Raw genomic sequence first — 23,876 nt, forward strand, 5'->3', positions numbered from 1 at the left:
CGGTTTCACATCCAGCAAATGAGCTGACTGATGCACCGCTTTCGCGAGCAGGCTCGCTCCCACAGGAATGCGCTCAGGCAGCTTCCGCCGTTGTGCCAAAGGCTCCTTGGCGCAACAACAAAAGCACCAGGCCAAACGCCCCCGCCGCCATCAACAGCGGCAACGCATGCCCGTTGATCCACTGACTGCCCGCCCCTGCCGCCAACGGCCCGACCAGACAACCGACACCCCACAACTGGGCAATATGCGCATTGGCGCGGACCAGCGCATCGTCACGGTAGCGCTCGCCAATCAGAATCAGTGACAAGGTAAACAAGCCGCCAGCACTGGCGCCGAACAGCACCCACAGCGGCCAGATCAGCAGCGTGTCGAGCAACATTGGAATGGCCAGACTCGACAGCATCAACACCACCGCGCATCCAGCGAACAGCGTGCGTCGCGACAGATAATCGGCCAATGCGCCGATCGGCAATTGCAGCAGCGCATCGCCGACCACCACGGTGCTGACCATTGCCAGCGCGATTTCGGCGGTGAACCCTTGTTGCAGGCAATACACCGGCAGCAGCGTCAGAATCATCGCCTCGAACGCGGCGAACAACGACACCGCCCAGGCAATCGCCGGCAGCTCTCGGGCAAAACCCCACAGAGCGCCAAACGTGACGCTGTTGGCCTCGCTACTCGGGGCGCCACTGCGACCCAGCAGCAGAAAAGGCGAGAGCGTCAGCAGACCGACCCCGACCCAGAAACCGTAATCATGCTCGGTGCCCAGCGCGCCCAACAGCAACGGACCGGACAGTTGGCTCAGCGCATAGCTGCTGCCATACAGCGCTACCAGACGTCCGCGCCACTGCTCGACCACCAGTTGATTGATCCAGCTCTCGCCGAGGATGAACACGATGGTCAGGATCACCCCGATCAGCAGGCGCAGCAGCAACCAGATCGGATAACTCGGCAGCAGCGCCAGCAGGCCGATCGACAGTGCCCCGGCCCACAGGCACAGACGCATCAGGTTCGCCGTGCCGAAATACGCGGCGAGATGGCTGGAAATCTTCGCCCCCAGCAGCACACCGATTGCCGGCATGGCTGCCATCACACCGATGGCGAACGAGCCGTAGCCCCAGCCCTCCAGACGCAACGACACCAGCGGCATGCTGACCCCCAGGGCCAGGCCGACACTCAAGACAGACGCCAACACGGCGAAATACGTCGCCCACCGCATGTTCCACGCTCCTGTGGATATTCTTTTTGTGTTCATCCAAAACACTGTGGGAGCGAGCCCCTGTGGCGAGGGGATTTATCCCCGTTGGGTCGCGCAGCGGCCCCAAAACCGGCAACCACGATGTACCAGGTACACCGCGTGCAATGGTTTAGCGACTGCTTCGCAGCCGAACGGGGATAAATCCCCCTCACCACAGAGGCTCGCTCCCACAGGGGATCTCTGTTTGCTCAGGCAGCCCGGAGCGGCCGGGCTGCCGTTAACGGCTTACAGCTTGATCCACGTCGCTTTCAGCTCGGTGTACTTGTCAAAGGCGTGCAGCGATTTGTCGCGACCGTTGCCCGACTGTTTGAAGCCACCGAACGGCGCGGTCATGTCGCCGCCGTCGTACTGGTTGACCCACACGCTACCGGCGCGCAAAGCCTTGGCGGTCAGGTGGGCCTTCGAGATGTCCTGGGTCCATACCGCTGCAGCCAGACCGTATGGCGTGTCGTTGGCGATCTGGATGGCTTCTTCGGCGCTGTCGAAAGCGATCACCGACAACACCGGGCCGAAAATCTCTTCCTGGGCAATCTTCATCGCATTGCTCACACCATCGAAAATGGTTGGCTCGACGTAGGTGCCGCCGGTTTCCTGGAGGATGCGCTTGCCGCCGGCGACCAGTTTGGCACCATCGCTATGGCCGGACTCGATGTACGACAGCACGGTGTTCATCTGCTGGGTATCGACCAGAGCGCCGACATTGGTCGCCGGGTCGAGCGGATTGCCGGGCTTCCAGGTTTTCAGCGCTTCGATCACCATCGGCAGGAATTTGTCCTTGATCGAACGCTCGACCAGCAGACGCGAACCGGCGGTGCACACCTCGCCCTGGTTGAAAGCGATGGCGCTGGCAGCGGATTCAGCGGCGGCCTGCAGGTCCGGCGCATCGGCGAAGACGATGTTCGGGCTCTTGCCACCGGCTTCCAGCCAGACACGCTTCATGTTCGATTCGCCGGCGTAGACCATCAGTTGCTTGGCAATCTTGGTCGAGCCGGTGAACACCAGCGTGTCGACATCATTGTGCAGACCCAGCGCCTTGCCGACGGTGTGGCCATAGCCCGGCAGCACGTTGAGAACGCCTTTGGGAATACCCGCCTCAATGGCCAGCGCAGCGATGCGGATGGCAGTCAGCGGCGACTTTTCCGACGGCTTGAGGATCACCGAGTTACCGGTCGACAGCGCCGGGCCGAGCTTCCAGCAGGCCATCATCAGCGGGAAGTTCCACGGCACGATAGCGCCGACTACGCCCACTGGCTCGCGAGTCACCAGACCCAGTTGATCATGTGGAGTCGCGGCGACTTCGTCGTAGATCTTGTCGATCGCTTCGCCGCTCCAGCTCAACGCCTGGGCCGCGCCCGGTACGTCGATGTACAGCGAATCGCTGATCGGCTTGCCCATGTCGAGGGTTTCCAGCAGCGCCAGTTCTTCGGCGTGCTGTTTCAGCAGGCTGGCGAAGCGAATCATGGTGGCTTTGCGTTTGGTCGGCGCCAGGCGCGACCAGACGCCGGAATTGAAAGTAGCGCGGGCGTTTTCTACAGCACGGTCAGCATCGGCGGCATCACAACTGGCGATCTTGCCGAGCAGGCGGCCATCGACCGGGCTGATGCACTCGAAGGTTTCGCCGGAGACGGCGTCGGTGTATTCGCCATTCAGGAAGGCGCGGCCTTCGATTTTCAGATCGCGGGCGCGTTGTTCCCAGTCGGCACGAGTCAGGGTGGTCATTCGGGTGTCCTCCTCTTATTGAATACGAGCGCCACAAGCGCTGCGGCGCTGTTCAAGAATTCTGCCCGGCCAGCCTGCACTTTCGGCCCGAGGCACCCGCCACCCTAAACCAGCGGCCGGGTTTGTTTCAATATATTTGACATAAGCTGGCCATACGGCCTTGCGGTGTTCATTTTAATAAACATAGACTTTGGCCCATTCCAGCCAACGCGCCGTCACTAGCGGAGAAAACAACAATGAACATCCAGAACGTCGTCGATATCAGCCTCGCCAGCAGCGAAGCCGAGCGCTATCGCCCGGACCCGGCGAAGGTGCTCAAGGGCGATCCTGAGCAGGCGGTGTTTCATCAATACGACAGCCCTTGTGGGCAAATGGGCGTGGGTGTGTGGGAAGGCGCGGTGGGTCAGTGGACGGTGAATTACACCGAGCATGAGTACTGCGAGATTTTGCAGGGGGTTTCGGTATTGCGTGACAGCGATGGCAATGCAAAGACCTTGCGCGTTGGCGATCGCTTCGTGATTCCGGCGGGGTTTCGCGGAACCTGGGAAGTGCTGGAGGCTTGCCGCAAGGTTTATGTGATCTTTGAACAGAAGGCTTGAGATGTTTGCTGACTGATCGGCCCTCATCGCTGGCAAGCCAGCTCCCACAGGTTTTGTGCATGACACAGGTTCTTTGAAGACCGGCAATCAATGTGAGAGCTGGCTTGCCAGCGATGAGGCCCAACCGGTCACCGCAGAATCCACGGCAAACAAAAAAGGCCCGTATCTCACGATACGGGCCTTTTTCGCAGTCAGGAAAAATCAATTACTTGATTTTGCCTTCCTTGTACATCACGTGCTTGCGAACAACCGGATCATATTTCTTGATCTCGATTTTGTCCGGGGTAGTACGCTTGTTCTTGTCGGTAGTGTAGAAGTGACCAGTACCGGCGCTCGAGATCAAACGAATCAATTCACGCATGATTAGCTCCCTTAAATCTTGCCATCGCGGCGAAGTTCGGCGAGCACGACAGTGATGCCACGCTTGTCGATGATACGCATGCCTTTGGCAGATACGCGCAGACGCACAAAACGTTTCTCTTCTTCAACCCAGAAGCGGTGATGCTGCAGGTTCGGCAGGAAACGACGACGGGTTTTGTTGTTTGCGTGGGAAATGTTATTCCCAGTCACCGGACCCTTACCGGTAACTTGACATACTCTCGACATGCCTCAGCCCTCTAAAACCACATGCCCAACCCGGCATGGGTTGGCCGCTTAATCTCTCAGTCATTTGGCGCCAGGCGCCGCGTTTCTTTAGAGGTCTTACCGGCTACACCTACAGTGAAGGAACCGGGCCCCTAGAAAAGAGCGCTGCTTTATACCAGAAAGACCGGGGTGCAACAACAATCGCTGTGCAATGAATCAATAAAATGCCGCTTTTTCGGCCTGCGAACGCTTTGAACAAAGGCCGCGACCGGTTTTGACCACTCGTCGCAGAAATCCGCTCCTACCGGCAATTCGGACTTTTCATTTCGCTGCCCATGCTCGACACCGCGCAAGAGTGCGCCTGAAAATGCAAAAAGGGGATAGTCATTTGCAATTCAGAGCTCTAGGGTAGGACTTTTCCAGACTGCACTTGCAGATGGGCCTTCGATCTGTAAAGGAAACCGACCATGCGCCTCGCTGCCCTACCCCTGTTACTCGCTCCGCTGTTGCTGAGCCCCCTCGCCCTGGCCGCCGCGTTGAGCGTTTGTACCGAGGCCAGTCCCGAAGGGTTCGACGTGGTGCAGTACAACTCGCTGACCACCACCAATGCTTCGGCTGACGTACTGATGAACCGCTTGGTGGATTTCGACACCGCCAGTGGCAAGGTCATCCCGAGCCTCGCCGATAGCTGGGAAGTCAGCACCGACGGCCTGACCTACGTGTTCAAGCTGCACCCGCAGGTGAAATTTCATACAACCGATTATTTCAAGCCGAGCCGCGAGCTGAGCGCTGAAGACGTCAAGTTCAGCTTTGACCGCATGCTCGACCCGGCCAACCCGTGGCACAAAGTCGCCCAGAGCGGCTTCCCCCATGCGCAGTCGATGCAACTACCGACGCTGATCAAGAAGATCGACGCCCTCGACCCGCTCACCGTGCGTTTTACTCTCGACCATCCGGATTCGACTTTCCTCGCGACCCTGAGCATGGGCTTCGCCTCGATTTATTCCGCCGAATACGCCGACAAACTGATGAAGGCCGGCGCCACCGACAAACTCAACAGCCAGCCGATCGGCACCGGCCCGTTCGTGTTCAACCGCTTTCAGAAAGACGCAGCGATCCGCTACAAGGCAAACCCGGAATATTTCCGTGGCAAGCCTGCCGTCGACCCGTTGATCTTCGCTATCACGCCGGACGCCAACGTGCGCCTGCAAAAGCTGCGGCGCAATGAATGCCAGATCGCCCTGTCGCCAAAACCACTGGACGTACAGGCTGCGCTGAAGGAGCCGACGCTGAAAGTCGAAAAGACTGACGCGTTCATGACCGCTTTCGTGGGCATCAACAGCCAGCATCCGCCACTGGACAAACCGGAAGTGCGCCAGGCGATCAACCTCGCTTTCGACAAGGCCAACTACATCAAAGCCGTGTTCGAAGACACCGCCGAGGCGGCCAACGGCCCGTACCCGCCGAACACCTGGAGCTACGCGAAGAACCTGCCGGGCTATCCGCACGACGTCGCCAAAGCCAAGGCGCTGCTCGCCAAGGCCGGCTTGAAGGAGGGTTTCCAGACGACGATCTGGACGCGGCCATCGGGCAGCCTGCTCAACCCGAACCCGAGCCTCGGCGCGCAGATGCTGCAGTCGGATCTGGCCGAGATCGGCATTCAGGCTGAGATCCGTGTGATCGAATGGGGCGAACTGATTCGACGCGCCAAGGCCGGCGAACATGACCTGCTGTTCATGGGCTGGGCCGGCGATAACGGCGACCCGGACAACTTCCTCACCCCACAGTTTTCCTGCGCGGCGGTGAAGTCCGGCACCAACTTCGCGCGGTACTGCAACGCCGATCTGGACAAGCTGATCAGCGCCGGCAAGACCACCAGCGAGCAAGGCGTACGGACCAAGCTGTATGAACAGGCACAGGCGCAGATCCAGCAGCAGGCGTTGTGGCTGCCACTGGCGCACCCGACGGCCTACGCTTTGACGCGCAAGGATGTTCAGGGTTACTCCGTCAGCCCGTTTGGCCGGCAGGATTATTCAAAAATCAGCCTCAAGCCCTAAGCGGCAAGCGGCAAGCGGCAAGCTAGAGCACTCCGCGCACGGCTCCAGCTTGCCGCTTGCAGCTAGAGGCTTGCCGCTGCTCTTTTACATCCAGCCACACTCGGCCATCGACAGCGGTTCGCCGTCTCCGATGATGAAGTGATCGAGCACTCGCACGTCAATCAGCTCCAGCGCTTTCTGCAGGCGCTTGGTCAGCAGCCGATCGGCCTGACTTGGATCGGTATTGCCGGACGGGTGGTTGTGACAGAGGATCACCGCTGCGGCGTTATTGGCCAGCGCGCGCTTCACCACCTCCCGAGGATGCACGCTGGTGTTGTCGATAGAGCCGCGAAACAGCGCCTCAAAATTCAGCACCTGGTGCTTTGAATCGAGAAACAGGCAGCCGAACACCTCGTGCGGCTCATGCCGCAGCATTGCCTTGAGGTAATCGCGGACGACCTGAGGGTTCTCCAGGGCCGGTTTCTGTCGTGAACGCTCGGCCAGATGGCGCTTGCTCATTTCCTGAGCGGCTTGCAACTGGGCGAACTTGGCCGGGCCGAGGCCCATTTGTTTGCTGAATGCGTCCTGATCGGCCTCGAGCAACAAACGCAGGCCACCGAATTGCGTCAGCAGATGTCTGGCGAGGTCAACAGCGCTTTTTCCGGGCAATCCGGTGCGCAGAAAAATCGCCAACAGCTCAGCATCCGAAAGACTCCCTGCCCCATGCTCCAACAGCCTTTCCCGCGGCCGTTCCGCCGCCGGCCAATCGCGAATACTCATAGCACCTCCTTGTCTGTGGGCGCCGCTGTTCCGTAGCGGTCGCTGTGATATCGTAGCCCATCTTTTTGGCGGTCGATTCAACCCTGGGGAGGGGTATCGCGCCGCCGTCATCAACGAAATGAAAGGCAGACCTATGCAGCGGCTGTATCGGAAACGCATCGTTCTGGGCGTCGGCGGCGGCATTGCGGCCTATAAGAGCGCCGATCTGGTTCGCCGCCTGATCGATCAGGGTGCGGAAGTGCGCGTGGTCATGACCCATGGCGGCGCCGAATTCATTACCCCGCTGACCATGCAGGCCCTCTCGGGGCACCCGGTTCACCTCGACTTGCTCGACCCTGCCGCCGAAGCCGCCATGGGCCATATCGAGCTGGCGAAATGGGCCGATCTGGTACTGATCGCCCCCGCCACCGCCGACCTGATTGCTCGTCTGGCCCAAGGCATTGCCAATGATCTGCTGACCACACTGGTGCTGGCCACCGACGCTGTGGTTGCTGTCGCGCCGGCGATGAATCAGGCGATGTGGCGCGATCCGGCGACCCAGGCCAACCTGCAACTGCTGGAAAGCCGTGGCTTGAAGACTTTCGGCCCGGCCTCGGGCAGTCAGGCCTGCGGCGACGTCGGCATGGGCCGCATGATGGAAGCCACCGATCTGGCGCTGCTCGCCGCCGATTGCTTCCAGCGCCTGGCCCTCACCGGCAAGCATGTGGTGATCACCGCCGGCCCGACTCAGGAAAACATCGACCCGGTGCGCTACATCACCAACCATAGCTCGGGAAAAATGGGCTTTGCCCTCGCCGAAGCAGCCGTGGAAGCCGGCGCCCGTGTGACGTTGATCAGCGGCCCGGTGCACCTGCCGACGCCTGATCGCGTGACGCGGATTGACGTGGTCAGCGCCCGCGACATGCTCGCCGCCTGCGAATCGGCCATGCCTTGCGATGTGTTCATTTCGTCGGCAGCGGTGGCGGACTACCGCCCCGAAGTCGTCGCGCCGCATAAACTCAAGAAAGATCCTACGAGCGGCGACGGCTTCGTCCTGCAAATGGTGCGCAATCCGGACATTCTCGCCACCATCGCGACCCGTCCCGACCGTCCGTTCAGTGTCGGCTTCGCCGCCGAAACCGAACACCTGCTCGACTACGCTGCACGCAAGCTGAAGGACAAGAATCTCGATCTGATCGTCGCTAACGACGTCGCCAATCCGAGCATCGGTTTCAACAGTGAGGAAAACGCTTGCAGCGTCATCGACCGTGAGCTGCACGCCACGGTTTTCGCCCAGACCAGCAAGAGCAAGATCGCTCGCCAACTGGTCACTTTTATCGCCGAACGTCTGAACCAGGTTTAATTTACATGCACGCTTTGCAAGCCAAGATCCTCGACCCACGCATCGGCACAGATTTCCCGCTGCCACAATACGCCACACCGGGCTCCGCCGGCCTCGACCTGCGCGCCATGCTGGAACAGGACATCGTGATCAAACCGGGTGAAACCGTGCTGATCCCCACCGGGCTGTCGGTCTACATCGGTGACCCGAACCTCGCCGCGCTGATCCTGCCGCGCTCGGGCATGGGCCACAAACATGGCATCGTACTGGGCAACCTTGTCGGACTGATCGACTCGGATTATCAGGGTCCGCTGATGGTCTCCTGCTGGAACCGCGGCCAGAGCGACTTCACCATGACCGTCGGCGAACGTCTGGCGCAATTGGTGCTGGTGCCGGTGGTGCAGGCGCATTTCGAAATGGTTGAAGAGTTCGTCGAGACCGAGCGCGGCACCGGCGGCTTTGGCCACACTGGCACCAAATGATTGGCACCGCCCTGTAGGAGCTGCCGCGGGCTCGGGCTGCGATCTTTTGATCTTGATCTTAAAAAGCAAAATCAAAAGATCGTCCGATCGCGGCCCGAGCCTGCGGCAACTCCTACACGGAAATTTGTGCAGATTCACCAGAACGGTTAAGCGCGGAAAATCAAGGTTTTGCCGGCCGCGAGCCCGGCCAGGCGAGGCGTCATGGCCCTTTCATAGCACGAACTCTCTGTGGAAAACGCCGTCATACCCTTCAGTTTGAGCCTGCCGTCGAAGATTTCGCCGGTCTGTCCCGCCCTTTTCGAGATGGAGCATTTCCGCAGATGAATACCCCCGCCAAGATCGCCCCGAAGCTGCCTGACAGCATTTTCCGCGCCTACGACATTCGTGGCACCGTGCCGGAATACCTCAACGGTGAAACCGCCTACTGGATCGGCCGCGCCATCGGCTCGCAGAGCCTGGCCCAGGGCGAACCGAATGTGTCGGTCGGTCGCGACGGTCGCCTGTCCGGCCCGGAGCTGGTCGCGGAACTCATTCGCGGCATCGCCGAGAGCGGTTGCCACGTCAGCGATGTCGGCCTGGTGCCAACTCCAGCGCTGTACTACGCGGCCAACGTACTGGCCGGCAAGTCCGGGGTGATGCTCACCGGCAGCCACAATCCGTCGAACTACAACGGCTTCAAAATCGTCATCGCCGGCGACACTCTCGCCAACGAACAGATTCAGGTGCTGCACGAACGCATCAAGAACAACGACCTGAGCACTGGCCAGGGCAGCGTCACCCAAGTCGAAATCCTCGACCGCTACAACACCGAAATCGTCCAGGACATCAAACTCGCTCGTCGCCTGAAAGTCGTGGTCGACTGCGGCAACGGCGCTGCCGGCGTGATCGCCCCGCAACTGATCGAAGCGCTGAACTGCGAAGTCATCCCGCTGTTCTGCGAAGTCGACGGCAACTTCCCGAACCATCACCCGGACCCGGGCAAACCGGAGAACCTTGTCGACCTGATCGCCAAGGTCAAGGAAACCAACGCCGATATCGGCCTGGCCTTCGACGGTGACGGCGACCGCGTCGGTGTGGTGACCAACACCGGCAGCATCGTCTACCCGGACCGTCTGCTGATGCTGTTCGCCCGCGACGTGGTGGCACGCAACCCGGACGCGGAAATCATCTTCGACGTTAAATGCACCCGCCGTTTGGTGCCGCTGATCAAGGAATACGGCGGTCGGCCGCTAATGTGGAAGACCGGTCACTCGTTGATCAAAAAGAAAATGAAACAATCCGGCGCGCTGTTGGCCGGCGAAATGAGCGGGCACATCTTCTTCAAGGAGCGCTGGTTCGGTTTCGACGACGGCATCTACAGCGCCGCACGTCTGCTGGAGATCCTCAGCAAGGAAAAATCCACTGCGGAAGAGCTGTTTGCGACCTTCCCGAACGATATTTCCACGCCGGAAATCAATATCCATGTGACCGAAGAGAGCAAATTCAGCATCATTGATGCACTGCACGATGCTCAGTGGGGCGAAGGCGCCGACCTGACCACCATCGACGGCGTGCGGGTCGATTACGCCAAAGGCTGGGGCCTGGTGCGCGCATCCAACACCACACCGGTGCTGGTGCTGCGCTTCGAGGCCGATGACGAGGCTGAATTGCAGCGCATCAAGGATGTGTTCCACGCCCAACTGAAACGCGTTGCACCTGATCTCCAACTACCGTTCTGATCCACCCGGAGCCCTGAATGACCCTCGAACGCGAAGCCGCCGCCAACACTGCCAAGGTCCTGTCCGAAGCGCTGCCTTACATCCGACGCTACGTCGGCAAGACCCTGGTGATCAAATACGGCGGCAACGCGATGGAAAGCGAGGAGCTGAAAACCGGCTTCGCCCGCGACATCGTGCTGATGAAAGCCGTGGGCATCAACCCGGTAGTCGTGCACGGTGGCGGCCCGCAGATCGGTGATCTGCTCAAGCGTCTGTCGATCGAAAGCCATTTTGTCGACGGCATGCGCGTCACCGACGCCGCGACCATGGACGTGGTGGAAATGGTTCTCGGCGGTCAGGTCAACAAGAGCATCGTCAACCTGATCAACCGCCATGGCGGCAGCGCCATCGGCCTGACCGGTAAAGATGCCGGGCTGATCCGGGCGAAGAAGCTCACCGTCTCCCGTCAGACCCCGGAGATGACTCAGCCGGAAATCATCGACATCGGCCACGTCGGCGAAGTCGTCGGCATCAACACCGAACTGCTGAACCTGCTGGTCAAAGGCAACTTCATCCCGGTCATCGCGCCGATTGGCGTGGGTGAGAACGGCGAGTCGTACAACATCAATGCCGACCTGGTGGCGGGCAAGGTTGCCGAAGCACTGAAAGCTGAAAAGCTGATGCTGCTGACCAACATTGCCGGCCTGATGGACAAGTCGGGCACCGTGCTGACCGGCCTGAGCACGCAGCAGGTCGACGATCTGATCGCTGACGGCACGATCTACGGCGGCATGCTGCCGAAGATCCGTTGTGCACTGGAAGCGGTTCAAGGTGGGGTTGGCAGTTCGTTGATCATCGATGGTCGTGTGCCGAATGCGATCCTGCTGGAAATCTTCACCGATACCGGTGTGGGCACGCTGATCAGTAATCGCAAGCGTCCTTGATCGCCAATCGGTGAAGCAAAAGATCGCAGCCTTCAACAGCTCCTACAGGGATTTCGCACACGCGAGAATCCGCTTTTGTAGGAACTGACGAAGGCTGCGATCTTTTTGTGCGCGCAGGAAAAGCCTGACTCGACACAGCGAAACGTCCGACATCCCTCCAGAACAAATCTCCATAGGATCTTCCTCTCATCCAACGGAGATTCACTCATGCAGAAAGATTACGTTCCTTACGGCAGCGATGTTTCAGCAGGCACCTACGAATGCGTGGACTGCGGCCATCGTTATTCCAATCAAGCCAAGACTTCAATGCCGCCCTGCCCGCAGTTTCGCAAATCGGCGCATGTCCTGAACGGCTGGAAAACCCTCACCGGCCAAGGTGACGCGCCACAGGATCCGTACCCGGAGAAATCCGAAACACCAGCCGCCAGCAAAAAATAATCCCGGAGCGCCCGAGCCATGCAGATCTCGTTCACGATCGACGCCGACGCTTTCGAGCAGGAACAGAAAGAACCGGTGAAAAAGACCTTGCGCATCGGCGACGCTGAAATCGCCCATGCGCTGGAGCGCATCGCCAAGGCCAGCCTGACCGAGTACCTGAAAATGCTGGTCGAGGGCGGCATGCCCAGCCGGGCTGATGAAGCCAAACAGGATCGCCTGCTGTATCTGATCCAGAGTTACTTCGGGCAAACCCTGCCGACCGAATCGCAGATATCGACGATCTTTCAACTGACCCAGAGCCAAAGCAAAACCCTGCTGAAGAACACCGTTTCGCGCTTTCGCAACCAACTCGACGACATCCTGCAGCACAGTATGCGCGCGGTGATCGAGTCCGCCGAACATGCGCAAAATGTGTATCTGGTGGTGATCAGCTCGGACGTGATTCGCGACGAACTGAACATGCTCATTACCCAAAACGAGCCGACCTTCAAACCCATCACCAAACGCAAGGGCAGCGCCGGACAGTTCGAAATCAGCGAAGATTCCCACGCATTGCTCTGCGCAACGCTGGGGCTGAATGCCGTTCAGTGACATTGTCGCGGTCAGTGGCTTGCTGCTGACCCTGACCACGTTCATGTTCAATCTGGCGTGGCCAGCGCTCAACGAAGCGTTGGCTGAGGATGAATATCAAAAGGGTTCGCAGGCTCGAAAACGTAGTCGAGACAGGATTCTGGCCACTGTCTACTGGCGAGCATTGCCGTTGACGTGTGCTTTTGTGGCGCTGTTTTACGTTAACTTGCCGGCGGCAGTCGGAATCGTGCGCAGCAGCACGCTGGATCTGTGGGATTTCGATGTGGATCGCACGCTGTACGTCATGGTGGTAGTTGCGCTGCTGGTGTTTGCGCTGGTCAATATCGGATTGGCGCTGAGGCTGCTCATGAAATGGCGAAGTCTGCGTTGATCGCCAACAAAAACGACCCGGTTCAGCCTGACTGAACCGGGTCTTTTTACTGTGGGAGCGAGCCTGCTCGCGAAAGCGTAATTTGCCTCACCGCTGATAGGTGACGGCCATTCGCGAGCAGGCTCGCTCCCACATTGGTCAAACGCCAAATTGGGCGCGATACGCTTCCACGGCTTGCAGATGCTGCTTGAGCTGCGGATCATCGGCGAGGAACTCCAGCACCTGATTCAGCGAGACGATGCTGATCACCGGAATACCGAAGTCGCGCTCGACTTCCTGAATCGCCGACAGTTCGCCGTTGCCACGCTCCTGACGGTTCAATGCGATCAGCACACCGGCGGCCTTGGCGCCGTCCTGGGAAGCGATGATCTGCATCACTTCGCGAATGGCAGTGCCAGCGGTGATCACGTCGTCGATGATCAAGACTTCGCCAGTCAGCGGTGCGCCGACCAGGCTGCCGCCCTCGCCGTGGGCCTTGGCTTCCTTGCGGTTGAAGCACCATGGCAGGTCACGGCCGTGATGTTCGGCCAGCGCAACGGCGGTCGTGGCCGCCAGCGGAATGCCTTTATAAGCCGGGCCAAACAGAACGTCGAAAGAAATGCCGCTCTCGGCGATGGCGGCGGCGTAGAAACGCCCCAGCTGCGCCAGGGCCGAACCCGAGTTGAACAGGCCGGCATTGAAGAAGTAGGGACTGGTGCGCCCGGACTTCAGGGTGAACTCACCGAAGCGCAAAACGCCGCGATCGATGGCAAAACGAATGAAATCGCGCTGATACGCTTGCATGAAAAAAACCCCAAATACCACGGATTTAGCTAATTAGCTTGACGCCGTGTATCATACACGCACGCGATTTTTGGGGCCATTTATGCGGATCATCAGTGTGAACGTCAATGGTATTCAGGCGGCAGTCGAGCGCGGTTTGCTCAGTTGGCTGCAAGCCCAGAATGCCGACGTCATCTGCCTGCAGGACACCCGTGCCTCCGCCTTTGAACTGGATGACCCAGCCTTCCAACTGGATGGCTACTTCCTTTATGCCTGCGATGCTGAAGTCCCTGCCCAAGGCGGCGTGGCTTTGTACTCGCGGTTGCAACCGAAGGCTGTCATCAGCGGTCTCGGTTTCGAGACGGCCGACCGCTACGGGCGCTACCTGCAAGCAGATTTCGACAAAGTCAGTATTGCCACCTTGCTGTTTCCTTCGGGGATGAACGGCGATGAGGACTTGAACCAGAAGTTCAAGCTCATGGACGATTTCGGCAAGTACCTGGACAAACAGCGACGCAAACGTCGCGAGTACATTTATTGTGGCTCGCTGTACGTTGCGCAGCAGAAACTCGACATCAAGAACTGGCGCGACAGCCAGCAATCTCCAGGCTTCCTGGCGCCGGAACGCGCCTGGATGGATGAGATTGTCGGCAACATGGGCTATGTCGATGCGCTGCGCGAAGTCAGTCGCGAAGGCGATCAGTACAGCTGGTGGCCGGATAACGAACAGGCCGAGATGCTCAATCTGGGCTGGCGTTTCGATTATCAGATCCTGACCCCGGGCCTGCGTCGCTCGGTGCGCAGTGCGCGCCTGCCGCGTCAGCCACGGTTTTCACAGCACGCGCCGTTGATCGTCGACTACGACTGGACGCTGACCATCTAAGCGTCGTATCGCAGCCAAAGAAAATGCCCGCATCGTGAGATGCGGGCATTTTTTATGTGCTGTCCTTTTCTAGATCGCAGCGAAGAATGGCAGGGTCAGGTACAGCTTGATCACAATGACGTTGACGATATCGATGAAGAACGCTCCTACCATCGGCACTACCAGAAACGCGATTTGCGATGGCCCATAGCGCTGCGTCACCGCTTGCATGTTGGCAATCGCCGTCGGCGTGGCGCCCAGACCGAAGCCGCAATGTCCTGCAGCCAGCACTGCGGCATCGTAGTTGCTGCCCATCACCCGGAACGTCACGAAAATCGCGAACAGCGCCATGACCAGCGCCTGCACGGCCAGAATGATGAAGATCGGCAATGCCAGCGCCGCCAGATCCCACAACTTCAGCGACATCAGCGCGATTGCCAGAAACAGCGAGAGGCTGACATTGCCGAGCACAGACACTTCACGCTCGAATACCTGATACAAGCCAAGCGCTGACAGACTGTTGCGCAACACCACACCCACAAACAGCACGCAAACAAACGTCGGCAGTTCGAACGCAGTGCCATGCAGCAAGCCATTCAAGAGATTGCCAGCGAGCAGGCTGACGGCAATCAGCGCCAGCGTCTCGACGAACGAAAACGGCGTGATCGAACGTTCCTTGTTCGGCTGTTCAAAACCTCTTGGCAGTCGCGGCGCTTGCTGGGGTGTGCAGCCCGGCACTTGCACGCGCTTGATCAGCAACCGGGCGACGGGCCCACCGATCAGCCCACCGAGCACCAGACCGAACGTCGCTGAGGCCAGCGCCAGCTCCGAAGCCGAGGCCAGGCCATATTTCTCGCTGAATACCGCGCCCCATGCGGCGCCAGTACCGTGGCCGCCGGCCAATGTGATCGAACCCGTCAGCAAGCCCATCAAAGGATCGAGACCGAGCAGGGTCGCCAATCCGATGCCCATGGCGTTCTGCACCACGAGCAAGCCAATGACCGCCAGCAGGAAGATACCGACTATGCGGCCGCCCTTTTTCAGACTGGCAAGGTCGGCACTCAAGCCAATCGTGGCAAAGAAAGCCAACATCAAGGGTGTTTGCAATGATGTATCGAAGCGGACTTCAATATCGAAAGTACGCAATATCAACAGGAGCACGGCAACCACCAGGCCACCCGCTACCGGTTCAGGAATATTGTAACTTCGCAGAAAGCCAACACGCGCAACAAGTCCGCGTCCGAGCAGTAGTACTAAAGAAGCGGCCACGAGCGTGCCGTAGAAATCGAGCTCAATCATGTGGATTATTCTTGGCTAAGTATTCACGAGGCGAGCATTTACCTGAGCCCGACTAGTGAACCGGCTGATTTTCTCAACACTGATTACTGGGGAATTCAAGTGCCATCGATGCCTTGAACATATCGAAATGTTTCAATCGAAACATTGCGTCGGGCAACTTTAACAACCAGCTCGCGCGAATAACAAGGACAGGGATATACACTTGCCCACTTAGTTGTGACCAAAGATGTAATAGAGAAATATCAGCAAATAAATGCCAAACCGCACATCGTTAACAGACTAGTCCTACAACAAAAACCAATTATTAAGTTGCACAAATAAAAATACCCCGATAAGTCGGGGCATTTTCATATTGCGATACAACAAACTTTCACTTGATCAGTCGCCAAGTGAACGGATATCTGTACGGGAAACCTTCGTTGGCTTTGACCCCTGCAATGATCGTCAGGACCAGTGCGGCGATCGCCAGCAAACCAAACAGGAAGAAACCGATGATCAGCAGCATAAGCAAGAAGCAGATCATTGAGGCTATCGCCACCGTGATCTGAAAATTCAGCGCCTCTTTGCCCTGCGCATCGATGAAAGGGTCTTTCTCGCGCTTCATCTGCCAAAGGATCAGCGGCCCGATCAGGTTGCCGAACGGAATCCAGATCCCCAGCAAGGCGGACAAGTGACAGAACATCGCCCACTGGCGAACCTCCTGGCTCGGCTTGGGCAGCAATTCTTGCTCGTCACTCATCACGCTCTCCTTGTGGTCAAGAACCTCAGTCGGCCAGTGCGGCCTTCTGCAATTCGAAGATTTCGTTCATACCCTGCTTGGCCAGCTCCAGCATGGCATTGAGCTCGTCAGGCTGGAACGGCGCACCTTCAGCGGTGCCCTGCACTTCGATGAAACCGCCGGTGCTGGTCATCACCACGTTCAGGTCGGTTTCGGCTGCGGAATCTTCAAGATAGTCCAGATCCAGCACCGGCTCGCCCTGGTACATGCCCACCGAGACCGCGCCGATCATCTGCTTGAGCGGGTCACCGCCTTTCAGGCCGCCGCGCTTCTTGATCACTTTCAGTGCATCGACCAGCGCAACCATGGCGCCGGTGATGGACGCGGTGCGGGTGCCGCCATCGGCCTGGATCACGTCGCAATCGACGTACAGGGTCACGTCGCCAAGTTTAGACATGTCCAGCGCTGCGCGCAGGGAGCGGCCGATCAGACGCTGGATTTCCAGCGTACGACCGCCCTGCTTGCCACGGCTGGCTTCACGCTGGTTACGCTCGCCGGTGGCGCGCGGCAGCATGCCGTATTCGGCAGTCAGCCAGCCCTGGCCCTGGCCTTTGAGGAAGCGCGGTACGCCATTCTCGACGCTGACGGTGCAGATGACTTTGGTATCACCGAATTCGACCAGTACGGATCCCTCGGCGTGTTTGGTGTAGTTGCGGGTGATGCGGATCGAGCGGAGCTGATCGGCAGCGCGACCACTTGGACGTTTCATAGGGATACCTGTACTGAGGACGGAAAACTGCCGAGCATTATAGAGCGCTGCACCGCGAGTGGGCACTGGTTAAAACCGCCGGCCGACGACCGAAACCCCTCAAACGCGCATAACCGACGGGCTGCAGCGCTTTGTCACACCGTGTGTTTGGGCGCATTCGCCGCACTGCGCTACAATCCTGCGCCTTTGCTGCCAGTCGGCTTATATTCATTGGAATCGCGCCTGCGAAACAGCGTTTCGCGCCGATCTGCATTACGAGGTCACCGCCATGGTGCATAGCATGACCGCCTTCGCCCGCGTCGAGAAAGCCGGCGTTCAGGGCACCCTGAGCTGGGAACTGCGCTCGGTCAACAGCCGCTATCTGGAGCCGCACCTGCGCTTGCCCGAATCGTTTCGCGACCTCGAAGGTGCCGTGCGTGAAGCGCTGCGTCAGGGCCTGTCGCGAGGCAAACTGGAGTGCACGCTACGCTTCACCGAGGAAAGCACCGGCAAGCCGCTGCAAGTCGATCGCGAACGCGCCGCGCAACTGGTTGCCGCTGCGGAGACCGTAGCCGGGCTGATCAAGAATCCCGCTGCGCTGAATCCACTGGAAGTGCTGGCCTGGCCCGGCGTGCTGGTAGCCGATGCGTCCGACCCGCAAGCGCTGAACGCCGAAGCGCTGGCGCTGTTCAATCAGGGCTTGAAGGACTTGAAGGCTGGCCGCGAGCGCGAAGGTGCGGAGCTGGCTCGCTTGATCAATGATCGTCTGACTTCCATCGAAGAAGACGTCGTGACCCTGCGTGAACTGGTCCCGCAGATGCTCGCCACCCAGCGCCAGAAAGTCCTCGATCGCTTCGCCGACATGAAGGCCGAGCTCGACCCGCAGCGTCTGGAACAGGAAATGGTCATCCTCGCGCAAAAAAGCGACGTGGCCGAAGAACTGGATCGCCTGAGCACGCACATCATCGAAGTTCGCCGGGTGCTCAAGTCCGGTGGTGCCGCCGGGCGGCGCCTGGACTTCCTGATGCAGGAGCTCAACCGCGAAGCCAACACACTGGGCTCCAAAGCCTTCGACCCGCGCAGCACCCAGGCCGCCGTCAACCTCAAAGTGTTGATCGAGCAGATGCGCGAACAAGTGCAGAATATTGAGTAAGGCTACCCTGACATGACCCAACACACCGGCACCCTGTACATCATTTCTGCGCCGTCGGGCGCGGGCAAGAGCAGTCTGGTCAAGGCGTTGACCGACGCCGATCCGGAGATCCGCGTTTCCGTTTCGCACACCACCCGCGCCATGCGCCCGGGTGAAGTGGACGGCGTGAACTACCACTTCGTGACTCGCGAGGAGTTCGTGAAGATGGGCGAGCATGGCGACTTTCTTGAGCGCGCCGAAGTCTTCGGCAACTTCTACGGCACCTCGCAAAGCCGCCTGCAGCAGACACTGGACGAAGGACACGACCTGATTCTGGAAATCGACTGGCAAGGCGCCGAGCAAGTGCGCAAGCTGATGCCGCAGGCGCGCTCGATCTTCATCCTGCCGCCGTCGCTGCAAGCCTTGCACCAGCGCCTGACCAACCGCGGCCAGGACAGCGACGAAATCATCGACGGCCGCATGCGTGAAGCAGTCAGCGAGATGAGCCACTACGTCGATTACGACTACCTGATCATCAACGACGATTTCGCCCACGCGCTGGACGATCTCAAGGCAATTTTCCGCGCCAATCAGCTGCAACAGAAACGTCAGCAAGTACGTTTCGGCAAATTGCTGGCTGAACTGCTCGGTTAAATCAACACTTCCCAAAATGCCCGCAGGCGCTTTACATTGGTGCTTGCAGCGCGTTGAAGGGTCTGGTCAAAAAATCAGCGCTTCCCTAATCGCTGGTGATTTTTAAACTGCTCAGTCCGCTCGCCCAACCGGGCAGCGCGCATATTGCATTCGCTCCGAGGAATACCATGGCCCGCGTAACCGTTGAAGACTGCCTAGAACACGTGGAAAACCGCTTTGAGCTGGTCATGCTCTCTACCAAGCGTGCCCGTCAACTGGCCACCGGCGGCAAAGAGCCACTGGTTCAGTGGGAAAACGACAAGCCGACCGTTGTCGCGCTGCGTGAAATTGCTGAAGGCGTGATGAGCTACGAGTACATCGCCGAGCAGGAAATCGTCCAGGATGAACCGCTGTTCGCAGCGTTCGAGGACGAGTCGAACGAGGCCGTCTAAGCCTATGCCTGGTCGACGTAGCACGGCGCGGGGTCAGAGCTTTCGGCAGGATTCATCATGCCGAGCATAGACGCCCTCGCCGACCGCTTATCGACCTACCTCGGCAATGACCAGGTCAACCTGGTCCGCCGAGCGTATTTCTACGCCGAACAAGCCCATGACGGTCAACGCCGTCGCAGTGGCGAGGCGTACGTCACGCATCCTCTTGCCGTGGCCAATATTCTTGCCGACATGCACATGGACCATCAGAGCCTGATGGCCGCAATGCTGCATGACGTGATCGAAGACACCGGTATCGCCAAGGAAGCGCTGCAGGCGCAGTTCGGTGAAACTGTGGCCGAACTGGTCGACGGGGTCAGCAAACTGACCCAGATGAATTTCGAGACCAAGGCCGAAGCCCAAGCCGAAAACTTCCAGAAGATGGCCATGGCCATGGCGCGCGACATTCGCGTGATCCTGGTCAAACTCGCCGACCGCCTGCACAACATGCGCACGCTGGAAGTGCTGTCCGGCGAAAAACGCCGGCGCATCGCCAAGGAAACCCTCGAAATCTACGCGCCCATTGCCAACCGCCTGGGCATGCACGCGATCCGCATCGAATTCGAAGACCTCGGTTTCAAGGCCATGCACCCGATGCGTTCCGCGCGGATCTACCAGGCGGTCAAACGCGCCCGGGGCAACCGCAAGGAAATCGTCAACAAGATCGAAGAGTCCCTCGGCCACTGCCTCGCCATCGACGGCATCCAGGGCGAAGTCAGCGGTCGGCAGAAACACCTCTACGGCATCTACAAGAAAATGCGCGGCAAGCGTCGGGCCTTCAACGAGATCATGGACGTCTACGCGTTCCGGATCATCGTCGACAAGGTCGATACCTGCTACCGCGTACTGGGTGCTGTGCATAATTTGTACAAACCGTTGCCGGGACGCTTCAAGGATTACATCGCGATTCCCAAGGCCAACGGCTACCAGTCGCTGCACACCACGCTGTTCGGCATGCACGGTGTACCGATCGAGATCCAGATCCGCACCCGCGAAATGGAAGAGATGGCCAACAACGGCATTGCCGCTCATTGGCTGTACAAATCCAGCGGCGACGAGCAGCCCAAAGGCACGCACGCACGCGCTCGCCAATGGGTCAAAGGCGTGCTGGAAATGCAGCAGCGCGCCGGCAACTCGCTGGAATTCATCGAAAGCGTGAAGATCGACCTGTTCCCGGACGAGGTCTACGTGTTCACGCCCAAAGGCCGGATCATGGAGCTGCCAAAAGGCTCCACGGCAGTCGACTTTGCCTACGCGGTACACACCGACGTCGGCAACAGCTGCATCGCCTGCCGTATCAACCGTCGTCTCGCGCCACTGTCCGAACCGCTGCAAAGCGGCTCCACGGTCGAGATTGTCAGCGCTCCCGGCGCACGGCCAAATCCGGCGTGGCTCAACTTCGTCGTTACCGGCAAGGCCCGCACGCACATTCGTCATGCGCTGAAACTGCAGCGCCGCTCCGAATCCATCAGCCTCGGCGAACGCCTGCTGAACAAGGTCCTCAACGGTTTCGACAGCTCGCTGGAAAAGATCCCGGCCGAGCGGGTCAAGGCGATGCTCACCGAATACCGCCTCGAACTGATCGAAGACTTGCTCGAAGACATCGGTCTGGGCAATCGCATGGCTTACGTGGTCGCCCGCCGTCTGCTTGGCGAAGGCGAGCAGCTGCCGAGCCCGGAAGGCCCGCTGGCGATTCGCGGCACCGAAGGTCTGGTGCTCAGCTACGCCAAGTGCTGCACGCCGATCCCGGGCGACCCGATCGTCGGGCACCTGTCGGCGGGCAAAGGCATGGTCGTGCACCTGGACAACTGCCGCAACATCAGCGAAATCAGGCACAACCCGGAAAAGTGCATCCAGCTCTCATGGGCCAAGGATGTCACCGGCGAATTCAACGTCGAGCTGCGGGTCGAGCTGGAACATCAGCGCGGCCTGATCGCCCTGCTGGCCAGCAGCGTCAACGCGGCCGACGGCAACATCGAGAAAATCAGCATGGACGAACGCGATGGTCGCATCAGCGTCGTGCAGTTGGTGGTCAGCGTCCACGACCGTGTGCACCTGGCCCGCGTGATCAAGAAACTGCGCGCCTTGACCGGGGTGATCCGCATCACCCGCATGCGCGCATAACCTGCCTATTACAAGGAGTCCTACATGACCAAAACCGTCATCACCAGCGACAAGGCCCCGGCCGCCATCGGCACTTACTCCCAGGCGATCAAGGCAGGCAACACTGTTTACATGTCGGGCCAGATCCCGCTGGACCCGAAAACCATGGAACTGGTTGAGGGCTTCGAAGCCCAGACCGTCCAGGTCTTCGAGAACCTCAAAGCCGTAGCCGAAGCCGCCGGTGGTTCGTTCAAGGACATCGTCAAACTGAACATCTTCCTCACCGACCTGAGCCACTTCGCCAAGGTCAACGAGATCATGGGCAAGTATTTCGACCAGCCTTACCCTGCCCGCGCCGCCATTGGCGTGGCCGCCCTGCCGAAGGGTGCGCAGGTTGAAATGGATGCCATTCTGGTCATCGAGTGATGCGCACGGCGCGGCTTTCACGCCGCGCCGACTGCCGCAAGAAAAGGTTTTGAAAGGATTCCACCATGCGCAAAGCGCTAGCTCTCTCGCTGCTCGCCCTGTTTCTCGGCGGCTGCGCCAGCGACCCTGCCGACCGTGACATCAGCGGCACCTGGATCAACCAGGTGGCGATCGATGCCGCCGCCAAGGGCGGTCCCCTGCGTGAAGCGCTGCAGGCCTACGGCCCGAACCTGGAATGGGACGTCAACACCAAGGCCGGTCAGGCCCGCTACACCAACGGTTTTGAGAACGTCGAAGGACGGCTGCTGGGCGAAGAGTCCGGCGCCTGGAAAGTCGATTTCTACGGCAGCTCCGCCAGCGAACTGAAACGCGATGGCGGACGCCTGCGGCAAGCTGCCAGCGACAACGAACCCGAACAACTCTTCGATCGCGCACAGATCCCCGTGCCCGAAGGCGCGCCAATCGGTGCGAGCTTCGAACGCGCGCTGTATTCAGCGTATCTGGGCGGCAACTGGACCATCGCCAGCGGCCAGGGTGAAGGCGGCACTGTACAGTTCCAGGCCGACGGCCAAGTAACCGGCCTGCCGGGCGTTGATCGTTATGCCTTGTGTCTGGCTGGTGATTGCGCATCGATGAGCAATGGCAACGACAGCATGTGGCTGCAACTCAACGGTCAAGGCAACAACTGGATCTTTGTGCGCAAGGGCAAAGAGCTGGAGATTCTGCAGGCAGTGAATGCTGCGCTGGCGGATGAGCAACCGCAGTTTGCCGCGGGTGAGCGCAAGTGGTTGCTGGAAAAGCAGTAACCCGGTTCTGAATTCACATAGAACCCATGTAGGAGTGAGCCTGCTCGCGATAGCGGTATGTCAGACACATTGATGTCGACTGACACAACGGTATCGCGAGCAGGCTCACTCCTACAGCTGTTTTGTGAAGGCAGAAAGTCAGCACTTACCTTCCAGGATCGCTGCATAGCCTTCGCGATAACTCGAATACTTCGGCACCCACCCCAACGCTTTCGCCCGCGCATTGCTGCAACGCTTGCTGCCTGTGCGGCGCACGCTGGCGTCTTCCGCCCATTCAGTCACCCCCAGATACTCGCGCAACCAGCCCACCACCTCAGCCAACGGCGCCGGCGCGTCATCCACACCGATATAGAGCTGGTCCAGCTTGACGCCCTCACGGTCTTTTTCCAGCAAGAACGCCAGCAGCCCCGCTGCATCATCGGCATGAATCCGGTTGCCATAAAGCGGCGGCTCGACTGCCACGCGATAGCCACGACGCACCTGGGTCAACAGCCACTCGCGGCCCGGGCCGTAAATCCCGGTCAGGCGCAGCACGCTGGCAGGGATGCCGCTATTGAGCACGACCTGCTCGGCTTCGAGCATCAAGCGACCTGAATATCCGGCCGCGACAGTCTCGGAGGTCTCATCGACCCATGCTCCGTCCTGCTGGCCGTACACGCTGCTGCTCGACACGAAGATCAGTCGCTCGGGCACTTGCCCATAGTCGTCCAGCCAGCTCAGCACGTTCTGCAAGCCTTGCACGTAGGCCTTGCGATAGCCCTCTTCATCGTGGTCGGTGGCCGCAGCGCAATACACCAGATAATCCACGGCACCCACCGGCCAGGTCGCCGGGCATTCTTCGTTGAACAGATCGCCAGCGACGCCGATGACGCCGTTCGGCAGCTTGGAAACGTCGCGGCGCAGGCCATGGACTTGCCAGCCAGCCGCCAGCAATTGCGTGGCCAGACGACTGCCGACATCACCACAACCGGCAATCAAAACAGAAGGCGCGGACATCAGAAAACTCCCATCGGAAAGGCACAGACTAGCGCTGGCAGAGGACGAACGGCTAGCAATGAAGGAAAAAAAGATACTCT

The 23,876-nt window shown here is 59.4% G+C and carries 25 protein-coding genes and 1 pseudogene; 16 read left to right on the top strand and 10 right to left on the bottom strand.

Annotated elements, in window-relative coordinates; all coding sequences use genetic code 11:
- Positions 1-73 precede the first annotated feature (73 nt).
- Both ACZZZ4_RS08070 and ACZZZ4_RS08075 read right to left on the bottom strand, forming a co-directional pair.
- Positions 74-1,219 (bottom strand): MFS transporter, encoded by a 1,146-nt coding sequence (locus ACZZZ4_RS08070; RefSeq protein WP_039757376.1) that lies wholly within the window; start codon positions 1,217-1,219, stop codon positions 74-76.
- Positions 1,220-1,483: 264 nt separating this feature from the next.
- On the bottom strand, positions 1,484-2,977 hold the full coding sequence (locus tag ACZZZ4_RS08075; RefSeq protein ID WP_041476638.1) for an aldehyde dehydrogenase: 1,494 nt from the start codon (positions 2,975-2,977) through the stop codon (positions 1,484-1,486).
- A gap of 236 nt (positions 2,978-3,213) precedes the next feature.
- On the opposite strand from ACZZZ4_RS08075, the gene ACZZZ4_RS08080 reads away from it, so the two are divergent.
- Complete coding sequence (locus tag ACZZZ4_RS08080) at positions 3,214-3,576, top strand: cupin domain-containing protein (RefSeq protein WP_016772555.1); 363 nt, start codon at positions 3,214-3,216, stop codon at positions 3,574-3,576.
- Positions 3,577-3,781: 205 nt separating this feature from the next.
- Here ACZZZ4_RS08080 and rpmG read toward each other — a convergent pair whose 3' ends face one another.
- Complete coding sequence (gene rpmG / locus ACZZZ4_RS08085) at positions 3,782-3,937, bottom strand: 50S ribosomal protein L33 (protein WP_016772554.1); 156 nt, start codon at positions 3,935-3,937, stop codon at positions 3,782-3,784.
- Between the two features lie 11 nt (positions 3,938-3,948).
- Positions 3,949-4,182 (bottom strand): 50S ribosomal protein L28, encoded by a 234-nt coding sequence (gene rpmB / locus ACZZZ4_RS08090; protein ID WP_007920377.1) that lies wholly within the window; start codon positions 4,180-4,182, stop codon positions 3,949-3,951.
- A 446-nt stretch (positions 4,183-4,628) separates the two neighbouring features.
- Here rpmB and ACZZZ4_RS08095 point away from each other — a divergent pair, with 446 nt between their 5' ends.
- A complete protein-coding gene (locus ACZZZ4_RS08095) occupies positions 4,629-6,218 on the top strand; it encodes an ABC transporter substrate-binding protein (RefSeq protein WP_463547589.1) in 1,590 nt (529 codons plus the stop codon).
- A gap of 84 nt (positions 6,219-6,302) precedes the next feature.
- Here the strand turns inward: ACZZZ4_RS08095 and radC are convergent, their stop codons facing one another.
- Positions 6,303-6,977 carry a RadC family protein gene (gene radC, locus ACZZZ4_RS08100; RefSeq protein WP_039757373.1) on the bottom strand — a complete coding sequence of 225 codons (675 nt, stop codon included), beginning with the start codon at positions 6,975-6,977 and terminating at the stop codon, positions 6,303-6,305.
- 133 nt (positions 6,978-7,110) lie between these two features.
- Here radC and coaBC point away from each other — a divergent pair, with 133 nt between their 5' ends.
- The 7 genes and pseudogenes from coaBC to ACZZZ4_RS08135 all read left to right on the top strand — a co-directional run bounded on the left by coaBC (position 7,111) and on the right by ACZZZ4_RS08135 (position 12,820).
- Positions 7,111-8,319: a bifunctional phosphopantothenoylcysteine decarboxylase/phosphopantothenate--cysteine ligase CoaBC gene (gene coaBC / locus ACZZZ4_RS08105; protein ID WP_039757372.1), complete on the top strand. Its 1,209-nt coding sequence runs from the start codon at positions 7,111-7,113 to the stop codon at positions 8,317-8,319.
- Positions 8,320-8,324: 5 nt separating this feature from the next.
- On the top strand, positions 8,325-8,780 hold the full coding sequence (gene dut, locus ACZZZ4_RS08110) for a dUTP diphosphatase (protein WP_008086463.1): 456 nt from the start codon (positions 8,325-8,327) through the stop codon (positions 8,778-8,780).
- Positions 8,781-9,121: 341 nt separating this feature from the next.
- Positions 9,122-10,498 (top strand): annotated as a pseudogene (locus ACZZZ4_RS08115) (phosphomannomutase/phosphoglucomutase); the annotation flags it as partial.
- 17 nt (positions 10,499-10,515) lie between these two features.
- Positions 10,516-11,421, top strand: a complete 906-nt coding sequence (gene argB, locus ACZZZ4_RS08120; protein WP_016772548.1) for an acetylglutamate kinase — start codon at positions 10,516-10,518, stop codon at positions 11,419-11,421.
- 207 nt (positions 11,422-11,628) lie between these two features.
- Positions 11,629-11,859: a hypothetical protein gene (locus ACZZZ4_RS08125; RefSeq protein ID WP_039757370.1), complete on the top strand. Its 231-nt coding sequence runs from the start codon at positions 11,629-11,631 to the stop codon at positions 11,857-11,859.
- Positions 11,860-11,877: 18 nt separating this feature from the next.
- The gene (locus ACZZZ4_RS08130; protein ID WP_039757369.1) at positions 11,878-12,450 is read left to right on the top strand and encodes a hypothetical protein; all 573 of its coding nucleotides are present in this window, start codon (positions 11,878-11,880) and stop codon (positions 12,448-12,450) included.
- Positions 12,437-12,820 (top strand): hypothetical protein, encoded by a 384-nt coding sequence (locus ACZZZ4_RS08135; protein ID WP_039757368.1) that lies wholly within the window; start codon positions 12,437-12,439, stop codon positions 12,818-12,820. Before ACZZZ4_RS08130 ends, ACZZZ4_RS08135 begins: the two co-directional genes overlap by 14 nt.
- 138 nt (positions 12,821-12,958) lie before the next feature.
- On the opposite strand, the gene pyrE is transcribed toward ACZZZ4_RS08135, so the two are convergent.
- Entirely contained in the window at positions 12,959-13,603 is a 645-nt protein-coding gene (gene pyrE / locus ACZZZ4_RS08140; protein ID WP_463547590.1) for an orotate phosphoribosyltransferase, read from the bottom strand.
- An 82-nt stretch (positions 13,604-13,685) separates the two neighbouring features.
- On the opposite strand from pyrE, the gene ACZZZ4_RS08145 reads away from it, so the two are divergent.
- Positions 13,686-14,465: an exodeoxyribonuclease III gene (locus ACZZZ4_RS08145; RefSeq protein ID WP_016772543.1), complete on the top strand. Its 780-nt coding sequence runs from the start codon at positions 13,686-13,688 to the stop codon at positions 14,463-14,465.
- A gap of 69 nt (positions 14,466-14,534) precedes the next feature.
- On the opposite strand, the gene gltS is transcribed toward ACZZZ4_RS08145, so the two are convergent.
- From gltS to rph, 3 genes are all read right to left on the bottom strand, one after another.
- Positions 14,535-15,743: a sodium/glutamate symporter gene (gene gltS / locus ACZZZ4_RS08150; RefSeq protein ID WP_463547591.1), complete on the bottom strand. Its 1,209-nt coding sequence runs from the start codon at positions 15,741-15,743 to the stop codon at positions 14,535-14,537.
- A gap of 370 nt (positions 15,744-16,113) precedes the next feature.
- The gene (locus tag ACZZZ4_RS08155) at positions 16,114-16,482 is read right to left on the bottom strand and encodes a DUF4870 domain-containing protein (RefSeq protein ID WP_016772541.1); all 369 of its coding nucleotides are present in this window, start codon (positions 16,480-16,482) and stop codon (positions 16,114-16,116) included.
- A 25-nt stretch (positions 16,483-16,507) separates the two neighbouring features.
- Positions 16,508-17,230, bottom strand: a complete 723-nt coding sequence (gene rph, locus ACZZZ4_RS08160; RefSeq protein ID WP_024014799.1) for a ribonuclease PH — start codon at positions 17,228-17,230, stop codon at positions 16,508-16,510.
- Between the two features lie 268 nt (positions 17,231-17,498).
- Between rph and ACZZZ4_RS08165 the strand changes: the two genes are divergently transcribed.
- The 6 genes from ACZZZ4_RS08165 to ACZZZ4_RS08190 all read left to right on the top strand — a co-directional run bounded on the left by ACZZZ4_RS08165 (position 17,499) and on the right by ACZZZ4_RS08190 (position 22,800).
- Positions 17,499-18,362, top strand: a complete 864-nt coding sequence (locus ACZZZ4_RS08165; protein ID WP_039757365.1) for a YicC/YloC family endoribonuclease — start codon at positions 17,499-17,501, stop codon at positions 18,360-18,362.
- A 12-nt stretch (positions 18,363-18,374) separates the two neighbouring features.
- The gene (gmk, locus tag ACZZZ4_RS08170; protein ID WP_039757364.1) at positions 18,375-18,995 is read left to right on the top strand and encodes a guanylate kinase; all 621 of its coding nucleotides are present in this window, start codon (positions 18,375-18,377) and stop codon (positions 18,993-18,995) included.
- A gap of 167 nt (positions 18,996-19,162) precedes the next feature.
- Positions 19,163-19,426 carry a DNA-directed RNA polymerase subunit omega gene (rpoZ, locus tag ACZZZ4_RS08175; protein ID WP_039757363.1) on the top strand — a complete coding sequence of 88 codons (264 nt, stop codon included), beginning with the start codon at positions 19,163-19,165 and terminating at the stop codon, positions 19,424-19,426.
- A 57-nt stretch (positions 19,427-19,483) separates the two neighbouring features.
- Positions 19,484-21,589: a bifunctional GTP diphosphokinase/guanosine-3',5'-bis pyrophosphate 3'-pyrophosphohydrolase gene (gene spoT, locus ACZZZ4_RS08180; RefSeq protein WP_007920338.1), complete on the top strand. Its 2,106-nt coding sequence runs from the start codon at positions 19,484-19,486 to the stop codon at positions 21,587-21,589.
- A gap of 24 nt (positions 21,590-21,613) precedes the next feature.
- A complete protein-coding gene (locus ACZZZ4_RS08185; RefSeq protein WP_014340863.1) occupies positions 21,614-21,994 on the top strand; it encodes a RidA family protein in 381 nt (126 codons plus the stop codon).
- Between the two features lie 65 nt (positions 21,995-22,059).
- Entirely contained in the window at positions 22,060-22,800 is a 741-nt protein-coding gene (locus tag ACZZZ4_RS08190; protein WP_039757362.1) for a hypothetical protein, read from the top strand.
- Between the two features lie 138 nt (positions 22,801-22,938).
- On the opposite strand, the gene ACZZZ4_RS08195 is transcribed toward ACZZZ4_RS08190, so the two are convergent.
- Entirely contained in the window at positions 22,939-23,796 is an 858-nt protein-coding gene (locus ACZZZ4_RS08195) for an SDR family oxidoreductase (protein WP_463547592.1), read from the bottom strand.
- Positions 23,797-23,876: the final 80 nt, after the last annotated feature.

This window comes from Pseudomonas sp. AC252 (assembly GCF_979258105.1).